This is a genomic window from Paenibacillus sp. S29 (assembly GCF_049319765.1).
GTDB lineage: Bacteria > Bacillota > Bacilli > Paenibacillales > Paenibacillaceae > Paenibacillus > Paenibacillus polymyxa_B.
Window position 1 is genome coordinate 130,896 of record NZ_JBMOUI010000013.1, and the last position, 21,467, is coordinate 152,362.

Consider the following 21,467-nt stretch of genomic DNA (forward strand, 5'->3'; position numbering starts at 1 on the left):
CAGATGAAAACAATTTGTACAGATGAGATTAACCGCGTCATTGATGATCTGGAGACAAAAGCGGAAGCGTCCGAATCCGGGACGGCTGAAGCTTTTCAATATGCAGCTTCTGAGCTTAGGAAGGTGTTGAAATGAGCTTCCGTTATGTGGGCGTTGATCCATCTACCAACACAGGGGTAGCTATTCTTGACCCATCTGGTGCTGTGCTTGATCGGGTTGAAATTGTTGGAGAAGGTGAAGACCCAGGGCGCATAAATGACGTGGTGATCCGCACACTTCGGATGATTCAGAGGACAGATCGCGTTGCAATTGAAAACTTCTCCTTCAACTCAAGAGGTTCGTATGTAGGTCAGCAGTATGCAATAGGCTGGGCAATCCGCATCGGGCTTTACGTTCGAAAGCAGAAGTATCTTGAAGTCGCGCCTTCCCAACTCAAGAAATTTGCAACGGGTGTGGGCAAAGGTAGCAAAGAGGACCTTATTATTCCGCTCTTCGAACAATGGGGTTTTCAACATAAAAGCGATAACGTTCGCGATGGTTTTGTTCTGGCACAAATTATTCGAGCCGTTCATGAGCCAGTAAACCTTACTAGACCGCAAAAAGAAGTTATTCATAAATTGTTAAATCCATCACCTAAAAAACCAGCTACTAAAAAAACCAAGAGGGGAAAGTGATTCGATATGGGGAAAGATTACGCGAAATTTACTGGGGAAATTGCTAAAGGAATCAAGATCGGGGAGTCGAGCATTGAACTCAAACTGATTATCCCACTTAAAGCTGCATTGCCGCACTTGGCTTTCTTGAGTAACAGCCAAGGCGATGAAGTTAACGTGCTTCTGGGCGATCCACAGGCAAGTTTTGATTTCGAGGATCAGGACGACATGTATCGAAAATGGACGGGTCGTCGCGTAACAACGGACTCATCCGGTGTTGTTCTCTCTGCCCAAAAGCCGGAACCAGAGCGCGATGAGAACCAAGCGGAGATGTTTGGGCCGAAGGAACCAGGCAACGACACACCTGCAGGTGACGATCAAGCCGAGCAAGAAGAGCAGACTGACCAAGTCGACCAGGACGAGCAAAGCGACGATCAGAACCCCGATGATCACGAAGGCGAGGGAACTTTCGATGATATTCCCGAATGGATGCGCGGAGTCGATGGCGATCCGGAAGTTTCTGACGAGGAAGATGGGCAGCCAGGCGATGATTCTGCCCCTCGTGAAATGAACTTTGGTGAGGACGAGTCTGTTGGAGCTGCTGAAGGATCTGATCAGGAGCCTAACGCTTCGGAAACCGTAGAGATTGATAAGGATACTTTGGAGAATTACATTCTGGAGAATCGCCCAGTGTTCGAAGATCTGCCCCTTGATTTCCCTGCTCTATATGAGCAAAAACGCAAAGAAGGAGTTACGTGGCGCGACATTGCGGTGGGTGTTGGCATGACAACAGGTCAGCTCAACACTCAATTGACCAAGTACAAAGGACGCGTTAAAGAGCAAATGGCTCAATCAACTGCTGTTTAATATAAATCCATTGCAGCGTGGCCCCTCCCTTCACGGGCTACGGCGGCCACCTGCACCTATCAAACGGAACGTATGATCTTATCTTATTTCGAAAGGATGGACGACGTGGAACAAGCCACTAAGAAGCTAAAAGCCGAAATGGATAAATCGAAAAATAAATATGTGAAGGTGATCGGTGAGTTTCTGCTTCAACACATCCAGGGTAATCCGCAAGATGCCGACAAGCTTTTGGACAAGGACAAGACAATTGCTAAGAGCCTTAATGCCATGCGTAAGGCTGCGGAAAAGGTGAAGGAAGGCAATATGGCGATGCTGTCCGATGCCGAAGGGTTTGCCGTGGTGCTGGAGTACTTTGGGATCGATGGGGAGTCACAAGTTGTACAGACTGTCTCAACAGTTCCCTCAAAACCTTCCGTTGCTTCGTTCGACGTGTCGCTCGAAGACTTGCTTGGAGGGGAATGATCATGACCACGCTGACATACGACGAATTTATAACACATTTTCCGACGAAGATCAGCAAGTCGCTGGTCAAATATGTAACAGATACCGTGCTGAAAACCAGCCGGTATCTGTTCATTAAAACTGTGAAGGGCATTCAATCGGCGTATTGTACGCATTGCAATAATCAGCATTATCCAGAGACAAAACTCAAACATAAGCAGCAAGAGCAGGCTGTCTGCCCGCACTGTAAGTCTCAATGCAGGGTAAGAGCTGCTGGAATCAGTCGTAAATATATGAGCGATCAGGCGGTTCTTGTTTGGTATGAAAAATCCGTCCGTGATCGGCAAGCCATCACGGCCAGAATCATAGAAGTGCGTCGCAACTACTGTGGCGATTATAAAAATGTAGAGACGTTATATGACGTCGGGCACATGTATCTGTTTGAGCCAGGACGCGGTACATTTTACACTTATCGCCGGGAGAGACCGCAGACAGTATATTCCGCTTTTGATCGATATTACAGTGGAAGCTTATGGCCTAGTTTTATGTCTCAGGAAAATATACGTCGCGCGGTAAAAGGAACACCGTTTCAGTACTCAACGTGGGAGCACTATACCAAATTTACAAATCATCGGTACGTTTCAGATATGGTTGAGTTTTTCGATTTAGCAGCGAGGTACCCTTGCGTTGAGTACCTTACCAAAGCAGGGTTTGAAGACTTCATATGGGCGAAGCTCTACAAGAATCATACCTTCGGAGCAATCAACTGGAGAGGGCAAACCTTACAAAAAGTGCTAAGGCTTAGCAAAGCGGAGCTGAGAGAGGTAAAAACATCTGGACTTAAATTTGGGCCAAGAGAGCTCCGATACTACCAAATCGCTCGAGCGAACGGGATGTCTATTAGTTTGTCCGAAGCTCACTCTCTTTCAGATATATACGGAGGGTCTTCAGAACATTATTACAAAATAGCTTTGACGTTTGCGCCAAAGGAAAAGGTTATCAAATATTTGCTCAAACAACTAAAAAAAGAACATTACAAAGAAGTGTATTACGTGCTATCCGATTGGCGTGATTACCGAGGTCAATGTGAGACTTTGCGTATGAGCTTGAAAGAGGAACGTTATTTATTTCCAAATGATCTACACGAGGCTCATATGAAACTTACTAAGCGAGTGAAGCTAAAGAAGGATAAGAGGGTCAATAAAATGATAGAGTCTCGTCTTCCTGATCTTCAAAAATATTGTTTTGAGTGGAAGGGGCTGCTCATTAGGCCAGCGGCTTCTACTCTAGAACTGTTTGAAGAAGGCAAGTCACTGCTGCATTGTGTTGGAGGCTATGCGGATAGTTATGGTAAAGGTGAAACGGACTTATTTTTTATCCGCAGAATTGACCAGCCGGACAAACCTTACTACACAATGGAAGTTCAGAAAGGTAAGGTAGTCCAATGCCGTTGCTTTGAAAATAAGGGTATGACCCTTGAAGTACGAGCATTCGTTGATCAATTTATCGCTAAGAAACTAATAACTAAGAAACGAACTAGAGTTGATATAACCGGTATTGAACAGGGGGCGGCCGTATGACAGAGGTATCCACACGCACTATTCAAACAATTGCTACTGAAATCAATGGCATAAATGAACAGACACAAAGGATGTTCTTGCTTAATTCTATTGAGATTGGTCGCCGCCTGACTGAAGCAAAGGCTATGTTGCCACATGGGGAATGGGCGAACTGGCTGAAAGAGTCTGTTTCTTTCTCTCAAAGTACGGCAAACAACCTCATGCGTTTGTTTGAGGAATACGGTTCCGATCAGCTTTCCTTATTCGGTGACAATATGAAATCGCAAGCGTTTGGAAATCTTACTTATTCGCAGGCCGTAGCGCTTCTGGGTGTTCCTGAGGAGGAGCGTGAGGAGTTTGTTCGAGAAAACGATGTAGAGTCTATGTCCAGCCGAGAGCTGCAGAAGGCTATCAAGGAAAAGAAGCAACTCGAACAGCAATTAAAGGATGCCGAAGCGAAGGCCAGCGAAGCAGCCGTCGCAGCAGAACAGGAGCGACATGAGCGCGAGAAACTAGCCAAGGAAAAGGCTACGTTGGAAACCAAGTCCAAGGACCATACAACTATCGTTAAACAGCTCAAACAGCAACTCAAGGATGCTCAGGCTGCTGGGGATGCAGAAGCAGCAGGAAAGGTGCAAGAACAGCTCCGTCAGTCAAACCTTGAGGTCATTGCTCATACTGCTCGTATCAAGGAGCTGGAAGCCGAACTGAAAAAGAAGCCAGCTAAGGAGATTGTCGAGAAGGTCCCGGACGCTGTAGAGCAGGAGCTTGCTTCCTTGCGTGCCACTGTAGCAAAGCAGGCACAGAGCAAGGCTGTTGCTAAATTCGCTGTTTTTTTTGAAACGTTGGTTAAGAATTTTAGCGATTTGCTTGACTCGTTGGAAGAGATTACGGATCCAGATGAGCAATCCAAATACAGAGGGACCGTCAAGGTACTTATCAATAAAATGTCAGAACGATTATAGGGGCATACCCAGAAGGAGAGATATACATGTTTACGGAAACGAGTGATCGAATTCTGTTGCGTGAGATCGGATACGAAGAAACGCTGTTAGAGACGATGACCGACGAAGATTGTGAAGCTGAGGTACAGGAGCTGTCTTACAGCGCATAAACAGGGGCCTTCTGGCCTCTTACCCTATATACCTTAAAGGAGACGATTATAAATGGAATTAGCAGTACAGTCGTGGGCGTTTAACCCCAATTTACGTTGGATGCGGGCGCGTATTTCCGGGAACGACGAGGGCGGCAATGAAATAGATGTAAACGGGACTATAACTGACATTAAAGGAGATTATTTAGAGTTCGAGTTTATACGCGAAGGTCAAAATAATACGAACTCATTTTTATCTGGAATATTTCCGCAAAGGATTAACCCTGGCTGTATATGATCGACCGCCTGTAAGGGTTGAGCTTCCTGATTCCTATCAGATCGATTCTACTTTTCAAGGGGAGTGATTGAAATGTCACAAGTAAAGCAAAGGCCAGATGCGTTGATCGAGGGACTATCCAAGTCGCTTCCAGACGGGATAAACAAGAAAATATTTGAACTGGATAGTCAAGGGGTTACCCGGTCCACTATTGCAAGACAGCTCGGCATTCCGAAAACTCGCGTGATTCACGAGCTCATGAAGTTGGATTTAAAGGACACGACAACAAGCAAGTATGCACCAAAGAGCTACGAAAGGAGCAGCACCCTATGAGTAAGGATTATCGTCAATTATTGTTGGAATATGGTTATCCTGAGGATTTAGTAGACGGATGGAGTCTGGAAGACTGCCAAGCTGAATGGCAGGAGTTTTGTGGGACATGCATCCCGGAGTAATACAAACAACCCCCGCATACCTTGGCCGGGCTCGCGGGGGTCAGTGGTTTCAAACCTTCACCAAATTATAACACGGTGAGGGGAATGCGATAATGGGGAAGAGAAGAAAAAATAACTTACAACTGACTTTTAACATATTGCCGGTCGATGAAAAAGCCACCCGCCTTGCGGTGGAGGAATATCTGGAGACAGTTCGGCAGTATCGGCAGATAGGTTTTGTACGACGCGAAGCAGCAACCACACAGGCGTATTCATATAGAGAACATCAATCTACAAACGCGATCAGCAAGCAAACAGAGAACATCGCTGTTTACAACGTGGACAAAGAAGCAGAGCTTTATGCAAAGGATAAGCTGCTGGAACTGGCAATGAGTAAGCTTTCCAGTATGCAACGGGAGGTTATTCAGCGCAGCTATCTTGATGATGAGGGTGAGTTTGATTATATCAGTTGTGGGGAGATGGGGATTAGTGAAAGTTCGTTTAGGCGAGTTAAAGCAGATGCAATTGGCATATTGTCTGCAGCTCTGAAACTTGAAATATTTCATAAATTGAGTCCATTAAATCGGCAAAGATAGAGATAGACTAATATTGTCTTTTTTATGGAAATGTTTGGTGGTAAGTTGTAATATTATAAGTATATTTACCTAAGGGGGAAAAATAGAATGGACTTAGTAACCAAAAATTTGCTTGAATCTTTTAGAAAGGAACAAAGTTTCTCAGATGGAATTTCTCAGCCCGATTTATTTGAATATTTTGCCAACTTTTGTGTGACTGCTAATGAGTATGAGGAAGAATTTGAAATTGAGAATATAAGTGTTGCTGGGGGAAATGACTTGCAACTGGATGGAGTCGTCATTTTAGTTAATGGTGTCTTGATTAATTCAAAAGAAGAAATTGACGAACTGGCAAAAATGAACAAATACGTAGAGGCGGAATTTATTTTCATACAGGCGAAATCAGGATCTGAATTTAAAGGGTCTGAAATTTCTGATATGTTTTTTGGTATAAAGGAGCTGCTTTCTTCAAATCCAAGTATGCCTAGAAATGAACTGCTGAGTGAAAAAGAATCTTATATTAAATATATCTATACAAAGAGTGATCTATTCAAACATGGGAATCCAAAAATTAAAGTGTATTATGTTACGACAGGCAAGTGGACTGATGAGGAAAAACTAGTTTCTCGTATTAAAACTGAAGTTGATGATCTTGAAGACTTGGCTATCTTTGACGTTGTACTCTTTAAACCAATTGATGCGAGAGGACTTCAAGGATTATTTAGCAAGGCGAAAAATAATTTGTCAAAAACCTTTGTGTTCTCTAATAGGATAACTCTCCCCCAAATCGACCTTATCAGAGAATCATATTTAGGTTATGTTTCTGCAACAGAATATATAAGTTTAATTAGCGATGAAAATGGTAATCTAATCAGGACGTTGTTCACAGAAAACGTGCGAGATTTCCAAGGGGATAATCCAGTAAATACAGAAATTGACACCACTCTTAAGACAGAGGGGAAAGAAGCATTTGTTGTTTTAAACAATGGGGTTACTATTGTTTCAGAAGATTTAAAATTGACCGGTGATAAGTTTACTTTAACGGGTTATCAAATAGTAAACGGGTGTCAAACAAGCCATGTACTGTTTAACAACAAAGATATCCTAAATGAAACAGTTCAAATACCATTAAAATTGATTGTTGCGCCTGATAATTCCATCAAAAATAGAGTTACAAAAGCTACGAATAGACAGACACCGGTTAAGATTGAAGAACTCTCAGCTCTTACAGATTTCCAGAAACATTTGGAGGAATTCTATATGGCTGTAGATGAGAAACATAAGCTGTTTTATGAACGTCGATCACAACAGTTTCGGTCCGATGTAGGCATTGAAAAAATTCGGATTGTTAATGTATCATCACAAATTCGTTCTTTTGCTGCGATGTTTTTAAAAAGGGCACATCAATCAAGTAGATATTATGGAACATTAATAAAAGATGTTGGAAGTAGAGTGTTCGTTGAAGGACATCCACCGATAGCCTACTATTTAAGTTCGTATACTCTTTTCAGGGTAGAATGGTTTATGAGAAGAAATCAGATTGACAACAAATATCGTGCTTTTAAGTACCACTTACTTGATTTAATACGTATGCAAATTTTGGGCACTACTCTTTTTGATATGAAATCCAACAAATTTGAAAAAAGTTGTGAGAGACTGAACCGAATAGTATGGGATGACGATGAGTGTTTGTTGGCGATTCAGAATTCTATTGTATTATTAGATTCAGTCCTCAACGGGGATTTATCAAGAGATAACGCTAAAGACTCCAACATTTCGGACAAGGCTTTAAAAATACTTAACGGGAACTAAAAGCTTGCCTGTTTCTTGACTGGAAAATGATTGGTTTATGGCCCGCCACTGGACTTTTTATGTGGTAAATTTATATCATGGAAAATCATAAGGAACACACCTTAGCTTTCGAGCCTCGGTGATCAGGTCGGCCAATGTGCCGGCCTTTTTGATTTCTCTATAAAACCATATTAGGAGGACATGAATATGTCTACAGAAGCAAGCGCGGTAAGAAACGGTGGGTACGCATATTTGGATCGGTTTAGAATCTTGCACATCGAAAGCACGCAGGAAGCAGCAGAGACCAAGAGCGAGTACGGCACCGCCATTAAATTTGAAGGCCAACATGCATACGGCCATCCGGTTATCCCAGCAAGTGGCGATGAGTACGAGCAACTCGCTGTAACCGTGCATACTGATGGCAGCCTGACGGAAAAGGACGGATACACCATCCCAGCTCACGTTAAGGCAGCAGTTCTGGCGCTCAATTAATTAAGCATCACTCAGCATCATTCCCCGGATCATTCCGGGGCTTTACGGCACGTGCAGGCAGCAAGGTACCAGTTAACCAGCGGAAACATTAACAGTCTGGTCAGACCCCTTGCGCGGTTCAATTCCGTAGCGTGCCACTAATATATTGGTAGGATTGTCCATAGTTTTGTTGAAATATTACAATATAAAACTTATAATGTAAGAGAAGACAAACAAATGTAAAAAATAGCTAACTAATTTATAATAGCTGTTTTTTGAACATGCTTTATTAGTCATAAGAACATACATAGTAGTCTTACATAACCATCCTGATTAATAAAGTCCACTCTTGTCTTGGAAAGAAGGGGATCGATCTACTTAATCAGAACAAGGAGTTCAATGAGTCGAGCTAAAAATCGTAGAATTATAAAATGGAGGGAATTGCGTTGAAAAGAAACCTGAAATCTGTAATGTCTCTAGCTGTTGCATCTGTGGCGTTAGTAGGTAGTCTCGGGCTTGCAAGCATAGCAAGTGCAGCAAGTGACTTTAGTGGTTTTCCTACTTTGCGCCAAGGCGACAGTGGGGGATATGTGAGAGCGCTGCAAGCAAATTTATGGGCCTATGGACAACAGGGAGCTGTAGGAACGATTGATGGAAGTTTTGGTAGCGGTGCGAAAACGGGGCTCCAAAATTTTCAAAGAGCTAAAGGACTAACAGCAGATGGAATAGCTGGTTCGGGGACTTGGAATAGAATGAACTATAATGTCTCTGTTGAAGTTCCAGGAAGATCCTTCTTCTTATCTACTCCTGATAGCTCAACTTATTATGTGTTTTATGGGACAGGAGATAGTGGTAGTGGTATGAGATATGCTGTTTTGTACAAATCCAATAATAGGACCGTTACTTCAGGTACTGTATATTAATAGGAGGGGTTTAATTTGAAAAAACAATTAGTTGCTGTAGCATTAGGTGGCGCACTCGTAATAGGTAGTGGTGCATTTGTATATAATTCATATGCTGCCGAAGCCGAAGTTCCATCACAGGTTCCGGTTGAAACCAAAGCAGAAGCGATTGATACTTCAACAGTTCAAGCGCCGACTGAAACACCAGCAGAGACAGTAGTTGAAAGCTCTGGTGATATCGAAGGACTCATAAACATATCTGACGTACCAGCAGAAGATATCCATATTCCCAATCTAGCGCAGGGAGCCTCGCTTAAAGCGACAGCGGCTGAAAAACACAGTTTGAAACCATTAAACACAACAGCTTTAAAAGGCGAGAATGGACTGATCATCAGACAGTCATATCGTGGAACTGATGGTAATGAAGTTATGGTCATCCAAACCGAGTCCCAAATGGATGAACAGGCTACTATTGATAGTTTGAAAGACACATACAAAGGGGAAAAGGTTGAGTCGACTAAAATCAACGATCATACTGCTGTTTATGTTGACGGGCAAGAAAGAAAGGTTGTTCATCTGATTACAAAAGATCACTTTTATACTGTTTCTTCTTTCAATTCCACTCTTGACGAATTGATGGAAATTGCAAAAAAAATTCAAGAGTAACAAGATAAGCTACAAAAAAAGCACAGGCATATTTGCTTGTGTTTTTTTGTTACATCTTACAAGTCATCCTCGCAGACTATCATTATCAGTTAAGGAGGGATCGTCCTTGTTTCATGATGTGGAGACAGGAAAAGTAAAGCGTCCTGTAAAAGGACAGTGTTTAATATGTAATAATCCGAATCCAGAATTTCACACTACGCTTGGCGCTTCATTTTGTGGTGTGTGCTGGGAAGTCATGAAGTCTGGTGATGATGATCAACTAGGCGAAAGAATCGTTTGGGATGAGTAGTATTGAGAAAGTGAGCAAAAGCCAGCTTATGATGGTTTAATTACCCATTTTCCGGTGTTGTCCGGTTTTTGTTCTTTGACGGCTATTTTTAGCAATTTGTAAAATGGTCTTATCACTCCTCTCTAGTTACTAAGTACAAATGCTTTTATGCAACAGCGCAGCGTTTTGCATCCCGCTTGCGGGAATAGAACCTATCGCTGTTTCTTTTTTCGGGTTTTAAATAAGCGCATCAGTTCATTTGGTGCTGTAAATACATAGGCAGATACAAGTCACTCATTTGGGTGGCTTTTTTTATTGCCTTTTGAAAGGATTTTAGTCTTGAAGAAGAAGCAGAAGAAAGGAATTTTGCTCCCGTTAAAGGGACCACCCAAACAACCGAAGAAATGCAAAGGTTGTGTATGGGGTAGATGGGATGGAGTTAAACAGTTTTGTTTGAGGCCATGTGCTAAAGAGGATAATTCTTCCTGATTGTCGAAATATGATGTCGAAAGGAGGAGTTGTATATGAGTCAACGAGTTTATATAAAGACAGTTAGCAGCAACAATCCGTCTGAAATCGAACTTAAGGTTAACGCAATTCTCGGTAATATCCCACCGTCAGATCTTGTAGATATCAAACTTTCTTCATCTGGCCACAATCATGTCGCATTAATAATTTACAAAAAGTGATTAGAAAGCACCTATTACGGTGCTTTTTCTTTTGTCCTCAAATGACAATATGTGAGCTATTCTGAGCTTCCTTTCTATCACACGGACGAATACCGGAAGGAGCGCAGAAGAGAGCAGAGAGAGGGCATACACGCAGCCTGACAGCCTAATAGCTTCTCACCCGAATAGTGAAAACCAACTCAACTTAAATAGGAGGTCATTTGACATGAATCTTGAACCGAAAGACCAAAAGGATATACGCGTCACCGATGCTGATGGAAATGAAATTTTGTTCGTAGGTGAAGTGACATTCCGCAGGCCGTTGGAGGTTGCTTACTTTAGTTTTCAGGTGGTTGATGAGTAATTCAACTTAAATATAGTAGGAATATGGTAGACTGAAGTCATAATCCATAGAGGATGTGGTTGTATGGAAAATGATAAGCAGCTTGAGATTGTCCAAGCGCTGTATAAGATGTCAAGCATACTCCTGTTATTTAACAACAGGATAAAAGAGTTAGAGAAAAAAGCGATGATCGATAGCAGTGAGTGGTATGCAATTGAAAGAAGCATAAGTAATTTGGATATAACCCTTGTCAAAATGGAAAAGGAATTACTCGCTGAAGCTACCGATCAATCAAGCTAAATATGAACCCCAAAGGGACGAGCCTTTACAGCTCGCCCTTTTTTTGTTGCCGGAGAAATGGAGGTATATATGGAAATCAGAGTCCTACCAATCGAACAAATCAACGCAGCAGCATATAACCCACGGGCTGACCTTCAGCCTGGTGACCCAGAGTATGAAAAGCTGAAAGCCAGCATCGAATCCTTTGGTTATGTGGAGCCCATCGTCTGGAACGAACGCACCGGGAACATGGTCGGCGGTCACCAACGCCATAAGATCATGGTCAATGAACTGAAACATACCGAGTTGGCCGTTTCCGTCGTCAATTTGGACGATCAACAAGAACGGCTACTTAACATCGCCCTCAACAAAGTGTCAGGCCGTTGGGATGATGAAGCGCTGACGCAATTGCTTGTTGAGTTGCAGGAGGCAGGGGAAGACATTTCCTTGTCGGGTTTCGATGAAGTGGACCTCAAACAAATGCTTGGAGAAATTGAGATTCCGAACTTCGAGGCAGGGACAGCAGAAGACCAGGGTGATCTTGGCGTGTTGAGTTCCAAACTGGTGACTTGCCCGCATTGCGGTGAGGAATTTGAACATGATTGATTTAAAGATAGATTGGGCGACGCATGCAGCTGCGAAGTTTGCCTGTGAGAATTTCCACTACAGCCGCAGCCTGCCTGCTGGCAAGTCGGTGAAGGTGGGTGCATGGGAAAACGGTCAGTTTATTGGGGTTGTCATTTTCAGCAGGGGCGCCACGAATCACATTGGTTCCCCTTACGGGTTGACGCAGCGTGAATGTTGTGAGTTGACACGGGTTGCCTTAACGAAGCATCAATCGTTTGTATCGGAGATTCTTGCCAAAGCCCTCAAGTTCCTGAAGGAGCAGTCTCCCAACGTTGAATTGATTGTGAGTTATGCCGATGTTGAACAAAACCATCATGGTGGGATCTATCAGGCTACCAATTGGATTTACGAGGGAAAGACTGACGGCGAACATTATTTCATCATCAAGGGGAAGAAGACTCATCCCAAATCGATACATTCCAAATACGGTACTGGTAGCCAACGTATTGAATGGATCAGGAATAACCTTGATGCCAATGCTGAGTTGTATTACACGGCTGGGAAGCATAAGTATCTGATGCCACTTAACAAGAAGATGCGACGTAAGATACAAAATCTTCACAAACCGTATCCAAATAAAAAGGAGGACGCTGTAACGTCCTCCTGATCATCCAGGGTATCCCCCGGCTGAGATAGCGGCGCGCCACGCGTGGCTTTTCGGATCATCCGCTATCTCGCATTCCAGTATATAGGAAAGCCGAGGGATACGACAATGGGAACAGACAACGAACAATATAACGCATCATTACAACGCGAGATTGAAATCATAGAAGGTATCCTTGAAAGCAAGGCGCAATACCGGAAGATTGTTAAGGCAGGAATCGCACAGTGGGTCAAAGACCTGCAGGCTGGAAATATAAAAATGCAGACGGTTCAGGACTTGGACCGTCTAATTGAGTTGGATATTAAGCTTCAAAAGGATGAGTTTTGACTTTATTTTTTACTGCTAGTTATTTGTTATTAACCAAAGAAGCTGTTCTTGCTGAACCTTTAAGTGTAGCATTTATATTATTAAAATTCTGGTCAGAGTACTCACAACTGAAAATTTGTGGTTCGGTTAATAAAATATTATTTGTAAATCCGTATTCAGCATAAGCACGTATGGTATATATATCATCATCTAAAGTTCTTATTGTTTGACTATAAGAACCGCTTATTTTACCAGAGATATTTTGGTTCATTTCAACTGAGTAGTTTGAGCAAGAGTTAAAATTTGTGGGTCCATCATAGTTACCGACTAGAAACAATTCTGATGTGTTTTTTTGTTTATTAACAGTGACCACAGTCATTATGGAACCTAACACATTTTTTTGGGAATCTTCAATTGTATAACTCCTTAAGCCGTTGAATCTACCGTCGGAGAGACTAATTATATTTTTTGCTTTATCTTCACGAGCATTTGCTAAGCAACTTATAGAAATAAGTGAGAAACCAAGCAAATACGGAGTGAACTTTGTAGGGAGATCTTCAAATGCTAAATTAGCACTAAAATTTCCGCTGTCATGTAATGAAATTGTTCCACTTGCATTAAGCCTCTGATTATTAAAAAAACCGTTAATATTATGTCTTAACTCAAAATCACTCATGAATAACCACCCTTATCGTCAGATTTTTTTTCATGTGTTGTATTATTTTCGATTTATATTTATATATTCGAGACAGTTTTTGGGCAATTAATTACATTCAGGGGGTGGTGATAGTGTAGCATGGCAAGAGAACGCAGTCCCGAGCGGGACAATGCAAAACAGATGTGGTTGGAGAGCAGCGGAGCGATGAAGCTAAAAGACATCGCCGCTGCTCTTTCTATTCCTGAAGGAAGGGTACGCAAATGGAAGTCTATGGACCGCTGGCAGGATCAATTGAAAGGGAACGTTTTTGATTCGTCCAATGGGAACGTTCCAAATGGAACGAAAGGTAACGCTCCTAATCCAAGAGGAGCGCCAAAGGGGAACAAAAACGCTGTAGGAAATAGTAGTGGTGCTCCCCAAGGCAATAAGCGGGCTGTCGGGAATAAGGGCGGCCCTGGTGGTCCGATCGGGAATAAGAAGGCCGTCACTACCGGAGAATATGAAAGCATTTGGCTGGATACATTGGATGATCAAGAGCAGGAATTACTTGAGCTCATCAACACCGATCCAGTCATGCAAGCTAATGATGCCCTGTTGAAGCTGGAGCTGCGTGAGCGGCGCATGTTGATGCGGATCAAGCGGTTGACTGAGGGACTTAGCGAGAAGGAACGGCGGGTGCTGCACGAGCTAAAGACTATAAAAGACGCTATGACTGTTCATGATGAGAAGACTGGCGTTACCAAAACCATACCGTTCAACCGGACGCAGATGGTGGAGTCTGAGATTGAAGAAAAGGAATATCGGAAAATTGATGACATTCTGGCCCTAGAAGAAGCTCTTACCCGTGTGCAGGATAAGAAGCTCAAAGCCATTGAGCTCAAAAGCAAACTAACTGATGGTCTAAAACAGCTACAGATTGAACGTCTTGAGCATGAGCTTTTAATGCTGCGTGGTGGTGGCAAGGAAGAAGTCCAAGACGACGGCTTTATTGCTGCTTTACGCGGACGTGCTGCGGAGGTATGGTCAGATGGCAAAGCTTAAACTCAAGCCGTCACCGTTCAAGTGGGCTCCCTTCTCGGACAAGCAGGTCAAAGTCCTGACCTGGTGGATGCCCGAAAGTCCGCATCACGATAAAGAAGCATTGATATGTGATGGTTCTGTTCGGGCTGGAAAAACCGTAGCCATGTCATTTAGTTATGTAGTGTGGGCTACCGAAACATTTAGCGGTGAACAGTTTGGAATGGCAGGTAAGACCATCGGAGCGTTGCGGCGGAATGTTATTGGTCCGCTGAAACGTATGCTTTCTAGCCGTGGGTATTATGTCCACGACAATCAGACAGAGAACGTCCTGACGATCAGCAAAGGCTTGGTAGCCAATCATTTTTTCTTGTTTGGCGGGAAGGATGAGCGTTCGCAGGATCTAATCCAAGGTATTACGCTGGCAGGAATGTTTTTTGATGAAGTTGCTCTGATGCCTAAGAGTTTCGTGGACCAAGCTGTTACTCGTTGTTCAGTCGATGGTTACAAGCTTTGGTTTAACTGTAACCCTGCTGGACCGTATCATTGGTTCAAACTTGAATGGCTTGATCAACAGCAAAAGCAAAAAGCCCTCCATTTGCATTTTACGATGGATGATAATCTTTCTCTTTCTGCAAAAGTTAAGGATAGCTATTTTCGCCGTTTCTCGGGTGTGTTTTATAAGCGGTATATTCTTGGTTTGTGGGTTATGGCCGAGGGTGTCATATACGATATCTTCGATGAGGAAAAGCACAAGTTGGAGCCGCAGGACATGCCTACGGAGTACAGCAAGTATTACGTGGGCGTCGATTACGGTCACACTAATGCTACGGTATTTCTGTTACTTGGTCAGAAGAATAACCGTTTGTATATCGTCAAAGAATACTATCATTCAGGAGCGAAGACGCAAGAGTCGGACGAGGAGTTGTCGCGTGCGCCGTCTGACTATGCGCGCGATTTTGTTGATTTTATTGCTGGCGTAGATGTAAAGAAAATCTTTATTGACCCGTCGGCAAAAGGCTTTATTACCGAGCTTAAAAAGCTTAGCGTGCGCCGGATCGAGGAAGCTGACAACAGCGTACTACCAGGGATTGAATCTGTGGCTGTAGCTCTTAAAGAGTTGCAGCTTTTTGTTTGCTCAAAATGCATACAAACAATTAAAGAATTTTTTAGCTATGTCTGGGACGAAAAAGCATCACAAGAACGTGGAGAGGACAAACCTGTCAAGAAATTTGACCATGCAATGGATGCTTTGCGGTATGTGATATATGCCATCCTTGGCAAGCCGAAACGTTCCAAACTTATTACGTAAGGGGGTGAAAATCTTTGGCAAATACAGAAATGGTTCAGGCGCAGCAACCACAGGGAAAGGCAAAGTCGGCTGTCATCCTACCCTATCAATCAATGGGTATGGGCGGAACACGCACAAAGTCATCGCTTCTCCCGTTTTCTGTGCTGCGCAATATGGCTAAAGTGCCAGCCATAGCCGCAATCATAAACACTCGGTTGAACCAGGTGGCCAGATTCGCACGTCGCCCCCGTTTTGATGGAGATTTAGGGTTTCGCATTGGCTTAAAGAATCCTCAGCAGCCCATGAGTAAGGCAGCGCAGGCGCGAGCTTTCGAGCTGGAAGAGTTCTTCCTCCGAACTGGAAACTGGGATAATCCAGAGCGCCAGGATAACTTTAATCGGTTCCTACGTAAGATCACGCGGGACAGCCTGACGCTAGATGCCGTTGCCTGGGAAAACGTATTTACCCGTGCTGGAGACATTACAGACCTGTTCGCGTTGGATGCAGCGACGATTGAATTGCTGCCTACTGCTCCAATGTCCGAGTTGTATACGCCGCTGCCGTACCAAACCGTAACAAATATAGGTGCTGCTGGCCCTGTCGCTTACATCCAGCGTGTTGATGGCCGGATTAATGCCGAATTCACACGCAAGGAGCTCGCCTATTGCATACGCAATCCGCGTACAGATGTAGCCTATGCCGACTTTGGATTTAGCGAGCTGGAGACGCTCGTCGAGATCGTTACAGGGATTGTTAATGGCGTCCGGTACAACACTTCTTATTTTTCCTTTAACTCGCTTCCTCAAGGTGTGCTGGAGGTTATCGGTAAATATGAGGAAGAGGATATTGAAGCATTTAGTCGCCATTGGAAGACTCTGACCGATGGACCTCAAGGTAAATGGACGGTTCCGGTTATGGCGATGGAAGAGGGTAACGGCTTCAAGTTCACTCCCTTTAAATCGTCGAACCAGGATATGCAGTTCAATGAGTTTTTGGAGTTCCTTTTCAATCTTGCAGCGGCAGTCTATCAGATAGACCCGAACGAAGTCGGCTTTAAAAGCTGGACCAGCGGGAAAAGCATGAGCCAGTCGGACAATACGGCCGAGAAAATGGATGCCAGTAAGGACAAGGGATTTATCCCGCTTATGTACTTTCTGTCCGATGCGCTTAATTCAAACGTGTTGGATATTATCGCTCCTGAATTTGCTTTGTATTGGGCTGGTCTTGATGATGAATCGGAAGACCGGAAGGCAGCGCGGTTGAAAAACGATATCGATTCCGGGCTGCTGACTATCGCGGAGGTACGCAAGCAACGTGGGCAGGAAGTGCCGCCAGATGCCGAATGGATGAATGCTCCTGCTAACCCCGTACTTATTCAGGCGTACATGGCACAACAGCAGCGGCTTGTTGCCGAAACTGTGGACGACGATCCGCCGGACAGCCCCAACAAGGATGATCCAGACGATGAGGATAAACCAAAAAGCGATGATGCAGATGATGAAACGTTGGAAAAATCGCTGGAGCTGGATATTACGTGGGAGGACTACTGATGCCTAAGCTTAAAATAAAATTGCCTGCTGAGGTACGCACTCTACCACTGCAAGACAAACAGCAGATCGTAAAATCACTTTCCCAAACGCTTGGCATTCCTGAACCTCCTGCAGTAAAGCCGCAGGGTGGAAGAAGTATGTGGGATCCGTCAGACGATCCACTCATTGCCAAACTGGAGGATAACTTTTATGTGGAACTGGATACGGTGGCACAGGAAGTTATTGCGGAGACGATTGTATTGTTGGGATTACCGATTGACGATATCCAGAAGTCGGCCAATGGGAAGAATGCCATTGTTGAATGGGTGAAGAAGCTCCGTGATAAGCGAGGGCTGTTCAAGAAGGTTATTGACCGCCTGAAGGACTCCTTTGCGGTTATCCGTAAGACAGATGATATTATCCAATCCAAATATAAAGCATTGGATAAGCTGGCTGAAAAGTATATTGTTCGTTCTGCCCTACTTGGTCGCCTTCGCATCGAAGCTGAGAAAGCCAATTTGGTTCTTACGGCTTCTATTATTAGTAAGCTGCCTGACACCATTAAGGCCGCCAAAAAAGATCCATTCCCGTTTGAAATATGGGATGGTGAGGGAGAGGGACAGGAGGAATTTATTTCTTTGTCCCCGCTGGAGATCAGCAGCATGGAACATTCTGTGTTGCATGCTGCTGAGAAATTGAAGCAAATATCCGATGATCACCGAGCTGGAATCAAGCAGTTGATCATTCAATCACAAAAAGAGCGCTGGGGGTCGAGTAAGTTGTCCCAGGCGCTCTTTGACGTATATGGGGACCAGAATAGGGACTGGCGCAGGGTGGCGATCACAGAGCTCGCCATGAGCACAAATGACGCTTTCCTAGCTGGATGTGAGGAAGGTGACATTGTTCAGGTCGCTACCGTGCCGGGTGCATGTAAACACTGCCAGCGACTGCTTGAAGGTAGAACCTTCATTGTCTCCAAGGGACCGACCAATGGTGAAACGCATGTATGGGCGGGCAAGAGCAATATTGGACGTTTAGTAGCGAATTGGTGGGCCTGTTGCCCGTTACATCCCCATTGTCGGCATAGATGGTTCAGAGTGCCGGGAAGTCGAATCCGGAAGGAGGTGAACAAGCGATGAAACCAACAGTAGGTCGTACGGTGCATTATTTCAGCTACGGGACGCCGGGCGGTGAGTATAAGAGTCAGGCCCGTGCTGCCACCGTCACGGAAGTAGTAGACGACAACACGGTTCATTTGTGTGTATTGAACCCGACAGGCATGTTTTTCAACTTAAATGTCAAGAAGGGCCACGGACCAGGACAATGGAACTGGCCGCCGCGAGTGTGAGGAAGGAGTGAACAATAATGGAAGCCATTCAGGATACATTCCGCCTATTCGTCCCGCTAGAAAAATCTGTGGAGATGGATGCCGATGGAAATTATATCGTTCAAGGCGTAATTTCCAGTGACGATGAGGATGAACAAGCTGACAGCATATCGCCAGACGGTATGGACACGTCCTATTTTTTGTCCAAGGGTTGGATCAAATGGGAGCATGGGAATGCCCCTAATCAGTTCATTGGTGAACCAGTGGAAGTCAATGTCGGTCAGTTTACACACCCAACATTAAAAAAATCGGTGAATGGCGTCTTTGTAAAAGGACGTCTTTTTGCTAATCGAGATTTAGCAATGCAAGCGGTAGTAGCGATTGAAGACCTTCAAAAGTCACAGTCCAGTCGTCGTGTTGGATGGTCGATTGAAGGCGGAGTCGTGGAGCGAGACCGCCAAACAGGGAAGATCATTAAATCAGTTCTGCGGAACGTTGTCCTGACCATGAATCCGGTCAACACCATGACATATGCAGAGTTGGTCAAATCATTTACAAAGGGAGATGGATCACTTATGACAACCAATCAACAACCTGAAGCAAATACAACAGAAATCAGCGCTCAACTGGGTGGGCTGGAGAAATCCTTAACACTGATTATCAAAAAGCAGGGAGAAAGCGAAACGCTTATCAAATCGCTTGAGACAAAAGTGGACAGCCTCACTACCGAAAACGCGGAGCTTCGTAAGTCTCTGAACCAGCCGCAAACACGAAAAGGCATTATAGGACAACGTGATAACACGACGATCACGCGACCTAATGGTGGTGGAGAGTTGACAAAAAAAGATGTTTTGGACGTGTTGGAAAAGTCGTTTGAAGCTGGCGAAATGTCTGCGAGCGATGTAATCCGATATGAAACAGGTACGCCGCTGGAACAACTATCGTTGCCAGCAAACGTGAAAGAAAAACTCGGGCTGTAATTCAGCCCCCTTACGAATTGGAGGATAATGACTATGGATTTTACACAATTGCAAGATAGCTTTGGTCAAATGACACAAGCTGACCTTGAAGCGCTTATTAAAGCGATGGGTACAGGCACACCGGGGGAAGCTTACGGTAATGGCGTATTTGGAGATATGTCCCCAATTCGTCCCCAATCACTGGAGACAACTTTACGCATCGTGACTGCCAAAGAAGAACATCTCAGTATGTGGAAAAATATCACTAAGAAGGGAGCGGGCGGAACAGTTGAAGAGTTCAACGTGATGGATTCCTACGGTGCTGACGGCGATCCATTTATCGTTGAAGGTGGTCGACCTATCGAACGGAATAGTAACTATATCCGACAAGCGGGACTGGTAAAGTTCACAGGCGTAACCCGCGGCGTGACGCTTCCTGCCCAACTCGTAAATACTGTTGGTGTCGGAAACGCCGTTGCTGCTGAAACAACAAGTGGAACAATGTGGCTGCTCCAGCAGATCAATAAAAATCTGTATTTTGGTGATAGCAGCAAAAATCCTCTTGCGTTCGACGGCATCCTTGCTCAAGTGAAAAAATTTGTAAACGGAAAATCATACGCGACACAGCATATCATCGACATGCGTGGAAAGCCGCTTACAGAAGAAATTCTTGAGGATGCAGCTACGATTATCAGTGATAACTTTGGCGGAGGTCTTCTACAGTTGTACCTTACTAACCAGGTTCACAAAGATTTCTCCAAGTTGTTCATTGGTCCTGCAGGTCGCCAAAGAATTGTAGATATCGGTAGTAATGTACGTATGGGGCAACCTGTTCGGGGGTATGCGGCCAACGCAGCTAATATTGACTTTGTGACAGACCGTTTTCTTAAACCGGATGGTGCACCAAAACAAGTATCACAGAAAAAATCTCCTGCAACTCCTGTAACCGCAACTGCGGTCGTTAAAGAGGATGCAACTTCCAAACTGGAGGCAGGCACATATTTCTACTTTGTGAGCTCCAAGGGGGTTTCCGGTGAGTCCGCTCCAGTATCTACCGGTGCTGTTGCCGTCACCGCTGGACAAAAGGTTGAAATTACAATCCCTCGCGTGTTGCATGGTGACCCTGAACTGGAGGCCAAAAGTTACAAGGTTTATCGAGGATATTACAGCGATCCGGAACGCGCTCAATTCATGACGGAATTCACCGATGTAGCAGCAGGCACAAATCAGGTGCTTGTAGACAACGGCGACGACATTCCAGGTGCAGAGTATTGCTTCCTGGTCGACAACGATGGCGACGATGTTCTGGCCTTCAAAAAACTGGCCGATCTGATGCGTGTTCCGTTGGGACTGGTCGATACCACATCCAAGTTCATGATTTTGTTGTTCGGCATGTTGCAAGTCTACAACCCACGCCGCATTGTTGTTTTTAAAAACGTCGGCAAGTTGGGAGAGAACTCTAACCGCGATCTGTATGGCCCAAGTTACGGCGCAGAAAGCTTCGGCACATTTAAACCGGTTCACGCCTAAAGAGAGGTCATTTAACCTCTCTTTTTGTTTTTATCCTGAAAGGAGCTGATTGTTTTGAAAATCCGTAAGACGCTGGGAGAATACCCGCTTGATACTGTTGTACTGGAAGACACAGTGCATTTTGATGAAAATGGCGTGGCTGAAGTGGAAGACATCACCGGAGAAATGCTGCTGGAGATTCCTGGCTATGAAGAATATAAAGAAAGGCCAAAGCGGGGAACCACCTCGCCGCCTGATGATTCAAAGGCCAAGAAAGACGACAGCAAGGGGAAACAGGACCCGCAAGCACCTGATGCGGGCGTGACCCCCTCCACTGAAACTAAGGAATAGCC

The 21,467-nt window shown here is 44.4% G+C and carries 31 protein-coding genes; 30 read left to right on the forward strand and 1 reads right to left on the reverse strand.

Annotated features, from left to right (window positions below):
- Nucleotides 1-3: 3 nt before the first annotated feature.
- From ACL9RM_RS20615 to ACL9RM_RS20720, 22 genes are all read left to right on the forward strand, one after another.
- Nucleotides 4-135: a hypothetical protein gene (locus ACL9RM_RS20615; RefSeq protein ID WP_414126480.1), complete on the forward strand. Its 132-nt coding sequence runs from the start codon at nt 4-6 to the stop codon at nt 133-135.
- Entirely contained in the window at nt 132-674 is a 543-nt protein-coding gene (locus ACL9RM_RS20620; protein ID WP_414126481.1) for a hypothetical protein, read from the forward strand. The genes ACL9RM_RS20615 and ACL9RM_RS20620 overlap by 4 nt, the downstream gene beginning before the upstream one ends.
- Before the next feature lie 6 nt (nt 675-680).
- Nucleotides 681-1,520 (forward strand): hypothetical protein, encoded by an 840-nt coding sequence (locus tag ACL9RM_RS20625; protein WP_414126482.1) that lies wholly within the window; start codon nt 681-683, stop codon nt 1,518-1,520.
- A 96-nt stretch (nt 1,521-1,616) separates the two neighbouring features.
- A complete protein-coding gene (locus tag ACL9RM_RS20630; protein WP_422759389.1) occupies nt 1,617-1,982 on the forward strand; it encodes a hypothetical protein in 366 nt (121 codons plus the stop codon).
- A gap of 2 nt (nt 1,983-1,984) precedes the next feature.
- Complete coding sequence (locus tag ACL9RM_RS20635; protein ID WP_414126484.1) at nt 1,985-3,541, forward strand: PcfJ domain-containing protein; 1,557 nt, start codon at nt 1,985-1,987, stop codon at nt 3,539-3,541.
- The gene (locus ACL9RM_RS20640; RefSeq protein WP_414126485.1) at nt 3,538-4,485 is read left to right on the forward strand and encodes a DUF3102 domain-containing protein; all 948 of its coding nucleotides are present in this window, start codon (nt 3,538-3,540) and stop codon (nt 4,483-4,485) included. Before ACL9RM_RS20635 ends, ACL9RM_RS20640 begins: the two co-directional genes overlap by 4 nt.
- A gap of 26 nt (nt 4,486-4,511) precedes the next feature.
- On the forward strand, nt 4,512-4,634 hold the full coding sequence (locus ACL9RM_RS20645; protein WP_414126486.1) for a hypothetical protein: 123 nt from the start codon (nt 4,512-4,514) through the stop codon (nt 4,632-4,634).
- Between the two features lie 52 nt (nt 4,635-4,686).
- Nucleotides 4,687-4,911, forward strand: coding sequence for a hypothetical protein (locus tag ACL9RM_RS20650; RefSeq protein WP_414126487.1), 225 nt, complete (start codon nt 4,687-4,689; stop codon nt 4,909-4,911).
- Nucleotides 4,912-4,983: 72 nt separating this feature from the next.
- A complete protein-coding gene (locus ACL9RM_RS20655; protein ID WP_414126488.1) occupies nt 4,984-5,223 on the forward strand; it encodes a hypothetical protein in 240 nt (79 codons plus the stop codon).
- Nucleotides 5,220-5,345 (forward strand): hypothetical protein, encoded by a 126-nt coding sequence (locus ACL9RM_RS20660; RefSeq protein ID WP_323873213.1) that lies wholly within the window; start codon nt 5,220-5,222, stop codon nt 5,343-5,345. The genes ACL9RM_RS20655 and ACL9RM_RS20660 overlap by 4 nt, the downstream gene beginning before the upstream one ends.
- A 92-nt stretch (nt 5,346-5,437) precedes the next feature.
- Complete coding sequence (locus tag ACL9RM_RS20665; protein WP_414126489.1) at nt 5,438-5,920, forward strand: ArpU family phage packaging/lysis transcriptional regulator; 483 nt, start codon at nt 5,438-5,440, stop codon at nt 5,918-5,920.
- Between the two features lie 87 nt (nt 5,921-6,007).
- Nucleotides 6,008-7,711 carry an AIPR family protein gene (locus tag ACL9RM_RS20670; RefSeq protein ID WP_414126490.1) on the forward strand — a complete coding sequence of 568 codons (1,704 nt, stop codon included), beginning with the start codon at nt 6,008-6,010 and terminating at the stop codon, nt 7,709-7,711.
- A 186-nt stretch (nt 7,712-7,897) separates the two neighbouring features.
- A complete protein-coding gene (locus tag ACL9RM_RS20675; protein ID WP_414126491.1) occupies nt 7,898-8,182 on the forward strand; it encodes a hypothetical protein in 285 nt (94 codons plus the stop codon).
- Between the two features lie 425 nt (nt 8,183-8,607).
- Entirely contained in the window at nt 8,608-9,084 is a 477-nt protein-coding gene (locus ACL9RM_RS20680; RefSeq protein WP_414126492.1) for a peptidoglycan-binding domain-containing protein, read from the forward strand.
- A gap of 15 nt (nt 9,085-9,099) precedes the next feature.
- On the forward strand, nt 9,100-9,729 hold the full coding sequence (locus ACL9RM_RS20685) for a DUF4367 domain-containing protein (protein ID WP_414126493.1): 630 nt from the start codon (nt 9,100-9,102) through the stop codon (nt 9,727-9,729).
- A 106-nt stretch (nt 9,730-9,835) separates the two neighbouring features.
- A complete protein-coding gene (locus tag ACL9RM_RS20690; protein WP_414126494.1) occupies nt 9,836-10,018 on the forward strand; it encodes a hypothetical protein in 183 nt (60 codons plus the stop codon).
- 503 nt (nt 10,019-10,521) lie between these two features.
- Nucleotides 10,522-10,686: a hypothetical protein gene (locus ACL9RM_RS20695; protein WP_414126495.1), complete on the forward strand. Its 165-nt coding sequence runs from the start codon at nt 10,522-10,524 to the stop codon at nt 10,684-10,686.
- A 205-nt stretch (nt 10,687-10,891) separates the two neighbouring features.
- Nucleotides 10,892-11,029: a hypothetical protein gene (locus ACL9RM_RS20700; protein WP_414126496.1), complete on the forward strand. Its 138-nt coding sequence runs from the start codon at nt 10,892-10,894 to the stop codon at nt 11,027-11,029.
- Nucleotides 11,030-11,092: 63 nt separating this feature from the next.
- A complete protein-coding gene (locus ACL9RM_RS20705; RefSeq protein ID WP_414126497.1) occupies nt 11,093-11,308 on the forward strand; it encodes a hypothetical protein in 216 nt (71 codons plus the stop codon).
- Between the two features lie 69 nt (nt 11,309-11,377).
- Nucleotides 11,378-11,893 (forward strand): ParB N-terminal domain-containing protein, encoded by a 516-nt coding sequence (locus ACL9RM_RS20710; protein ID WP_414126498.1) that lies wholly within the window; start codon nt 11,378-11,380, stop codon nt 11,891-11,893.
- Nucleotides 11,886-12,521 carry a protein Mom gene (locus ACL9RM_RS20715; protein ID WP_075153642.1) on the forward strand — a complete coding sequence of 212 codons (636 nt, stop codon included), beginning with the start codon at nt 11,886-11,888 and terminating at the stop codon, nt 12,519-12,521. The genes ACL9RM_RS20710 and ACL9RM_RS20715 overlap by 8 nt, the downstream gene beginning before the upstream one ends.
- 105 nt (nt 12,522-12,626) lie before the next feature.
- Complete coding sequence (locus ACL9RM_RS20720) at nt 12,627-12,845, forward strand: hypothetical protein (RefSeq protein ID WP_414126499.1); 219 nt, start codon at nt 12,627-12,629, stop codon at nt 12,843-12,845.
- A gap of 19 nt (nt 12,846-12,864) precedes the next feature.
- Here ACL9RM_RS20720 and ACL9RM_RS20725 read toward each other — a convergent pair whose 3' ends face one another.
- The gene (locus ACL9RM_RS20725) at nt 12,865-13,500 is read right to left on the reverse strand and encodes a hypothetical protein (protein WP_414126500.1); all 636 of its coding nucleotides are present in this window, start codon (nt 13,498-13,500) and stop codon (nt 12,865-12,867) included.
- 120 nt (nt 13,501-13,620) lie between these two features.
- Between ACL9RM_RS20725 and ACL9RM_RS20730 the strand changes: the two genes are divergently transcribed.
- From ACL9RM_RS20730 to ACL9RM_RS20765, 8 genes are read left to right on the forward strand one after another with little or no spacing between them, the layout of a single operon-like run.
- Nucleotides 13,621-14,523: a phage terminase small subunit-related protein gene (locus ACL9RM_RS20730; RefSeq protein ID WP_414126501.1), complete on the forward strand. Its 903-nt coding sequence runs from the start codon at nt 13,621-13,623 to the stop codon at nt 14,521-14,523.
- Entirely contained in the window at nt 14,510-15,811 is a 1,302-nt protein-coding gene (locus tag ACL9RM_RS20735) for a PBSX family phage terminase large subunit (protein WP_414126502.1), read from the forward strand. The genes ACL9RM_RS20730 and ACL9RM_RS20735 overlap by 14 nt, the downstream gene beginning before the upstream one ends.
- A gap of 14 nt (nt 15,812-15,825) precedes the next feature.
- Nucleotides 15,826-17,340, forward strand: a complete 1,515-nt coding sequence (locus tag ACL9RM_RS20740) for a phage portal protein (RefSeq protein ID WP_414126503.1) — start codon at nt 15,826-15,828, stop codon at nt 17,338-17,340.
- Nucleotides 17,340-18,458: a hypothetical protein gene (locus tag ACL9RM_RS20745; RefSeq protein WP_414126504.1), complete on the forward strand. Its 1,119-nt coding sequence runs from the start codon at nt 17,340-17,342 to the stop codon at nt 18,456-18,458. The genes ACL9RM_RS20740 and ACL9RM_RS20745 overlap by 1 nt, the downstream gene beginning before the upstream one ends.
- Nucleotides 18,455-18,667 carry a hypothetical protein gene (locus ACL9RM_RS20750; protein ID WP_414126505.1) on the forward strand — a complete coding sequence of 71 codons (213 nt, stop codon included), beginning with the start codon at nt 18,455-18,457 and terminating at the stop codon, nt 18,665-18,667. Before ACL9RM_RS20745 ends, ACL9RM_RS20750 begins: the two co-directional genes overlap by 4 nt.
- Before the next feature lie 17 nt (nt 18,668-18,684).
- The gene (locus ACL9RM_RS20755) at nt 18,685-19,626 is read left to right on the forward strand and encodes a hypothetical protein (RefSeq protein WP_414126506.1); all 942 of its coding nucleotides are present in this window, start codon (nt 18,685-18,687) and stop codon (nt 19,624-19,626) included.
- Nucleotides 19,627-19,659: 33 nt separating this feature from the next.
- The gene (locus tag ACL9RM_RS20760) at nt 19,660-21,135 is read left to right on the forward strand and encodes an SU10 major capsid protein (RefSeq protein WP_414126507.1); all 1,476 of its coding nucleotides are present in this window, start codon (nt 19,660-19,662) and stop codon (nt 21,133-21,135) included.
- A 54-nt stretch (nt 21,136-21,189) separates the two neighbouring features.
- Nucleotides 21,190-21,465 (forward strand): hypothetical protein, encoded by a 276-nt coding sequence (locus ACL9RM_RS20765; RefSeq protein ID WP_414126508.1) that lies wholly within the window; start codon nt 21,190-21,192, stop codon nt 21,463-21,465.
- The last annotated feature ends 2 nt before the right edge of the window (nt 21,466-21,467 follow it).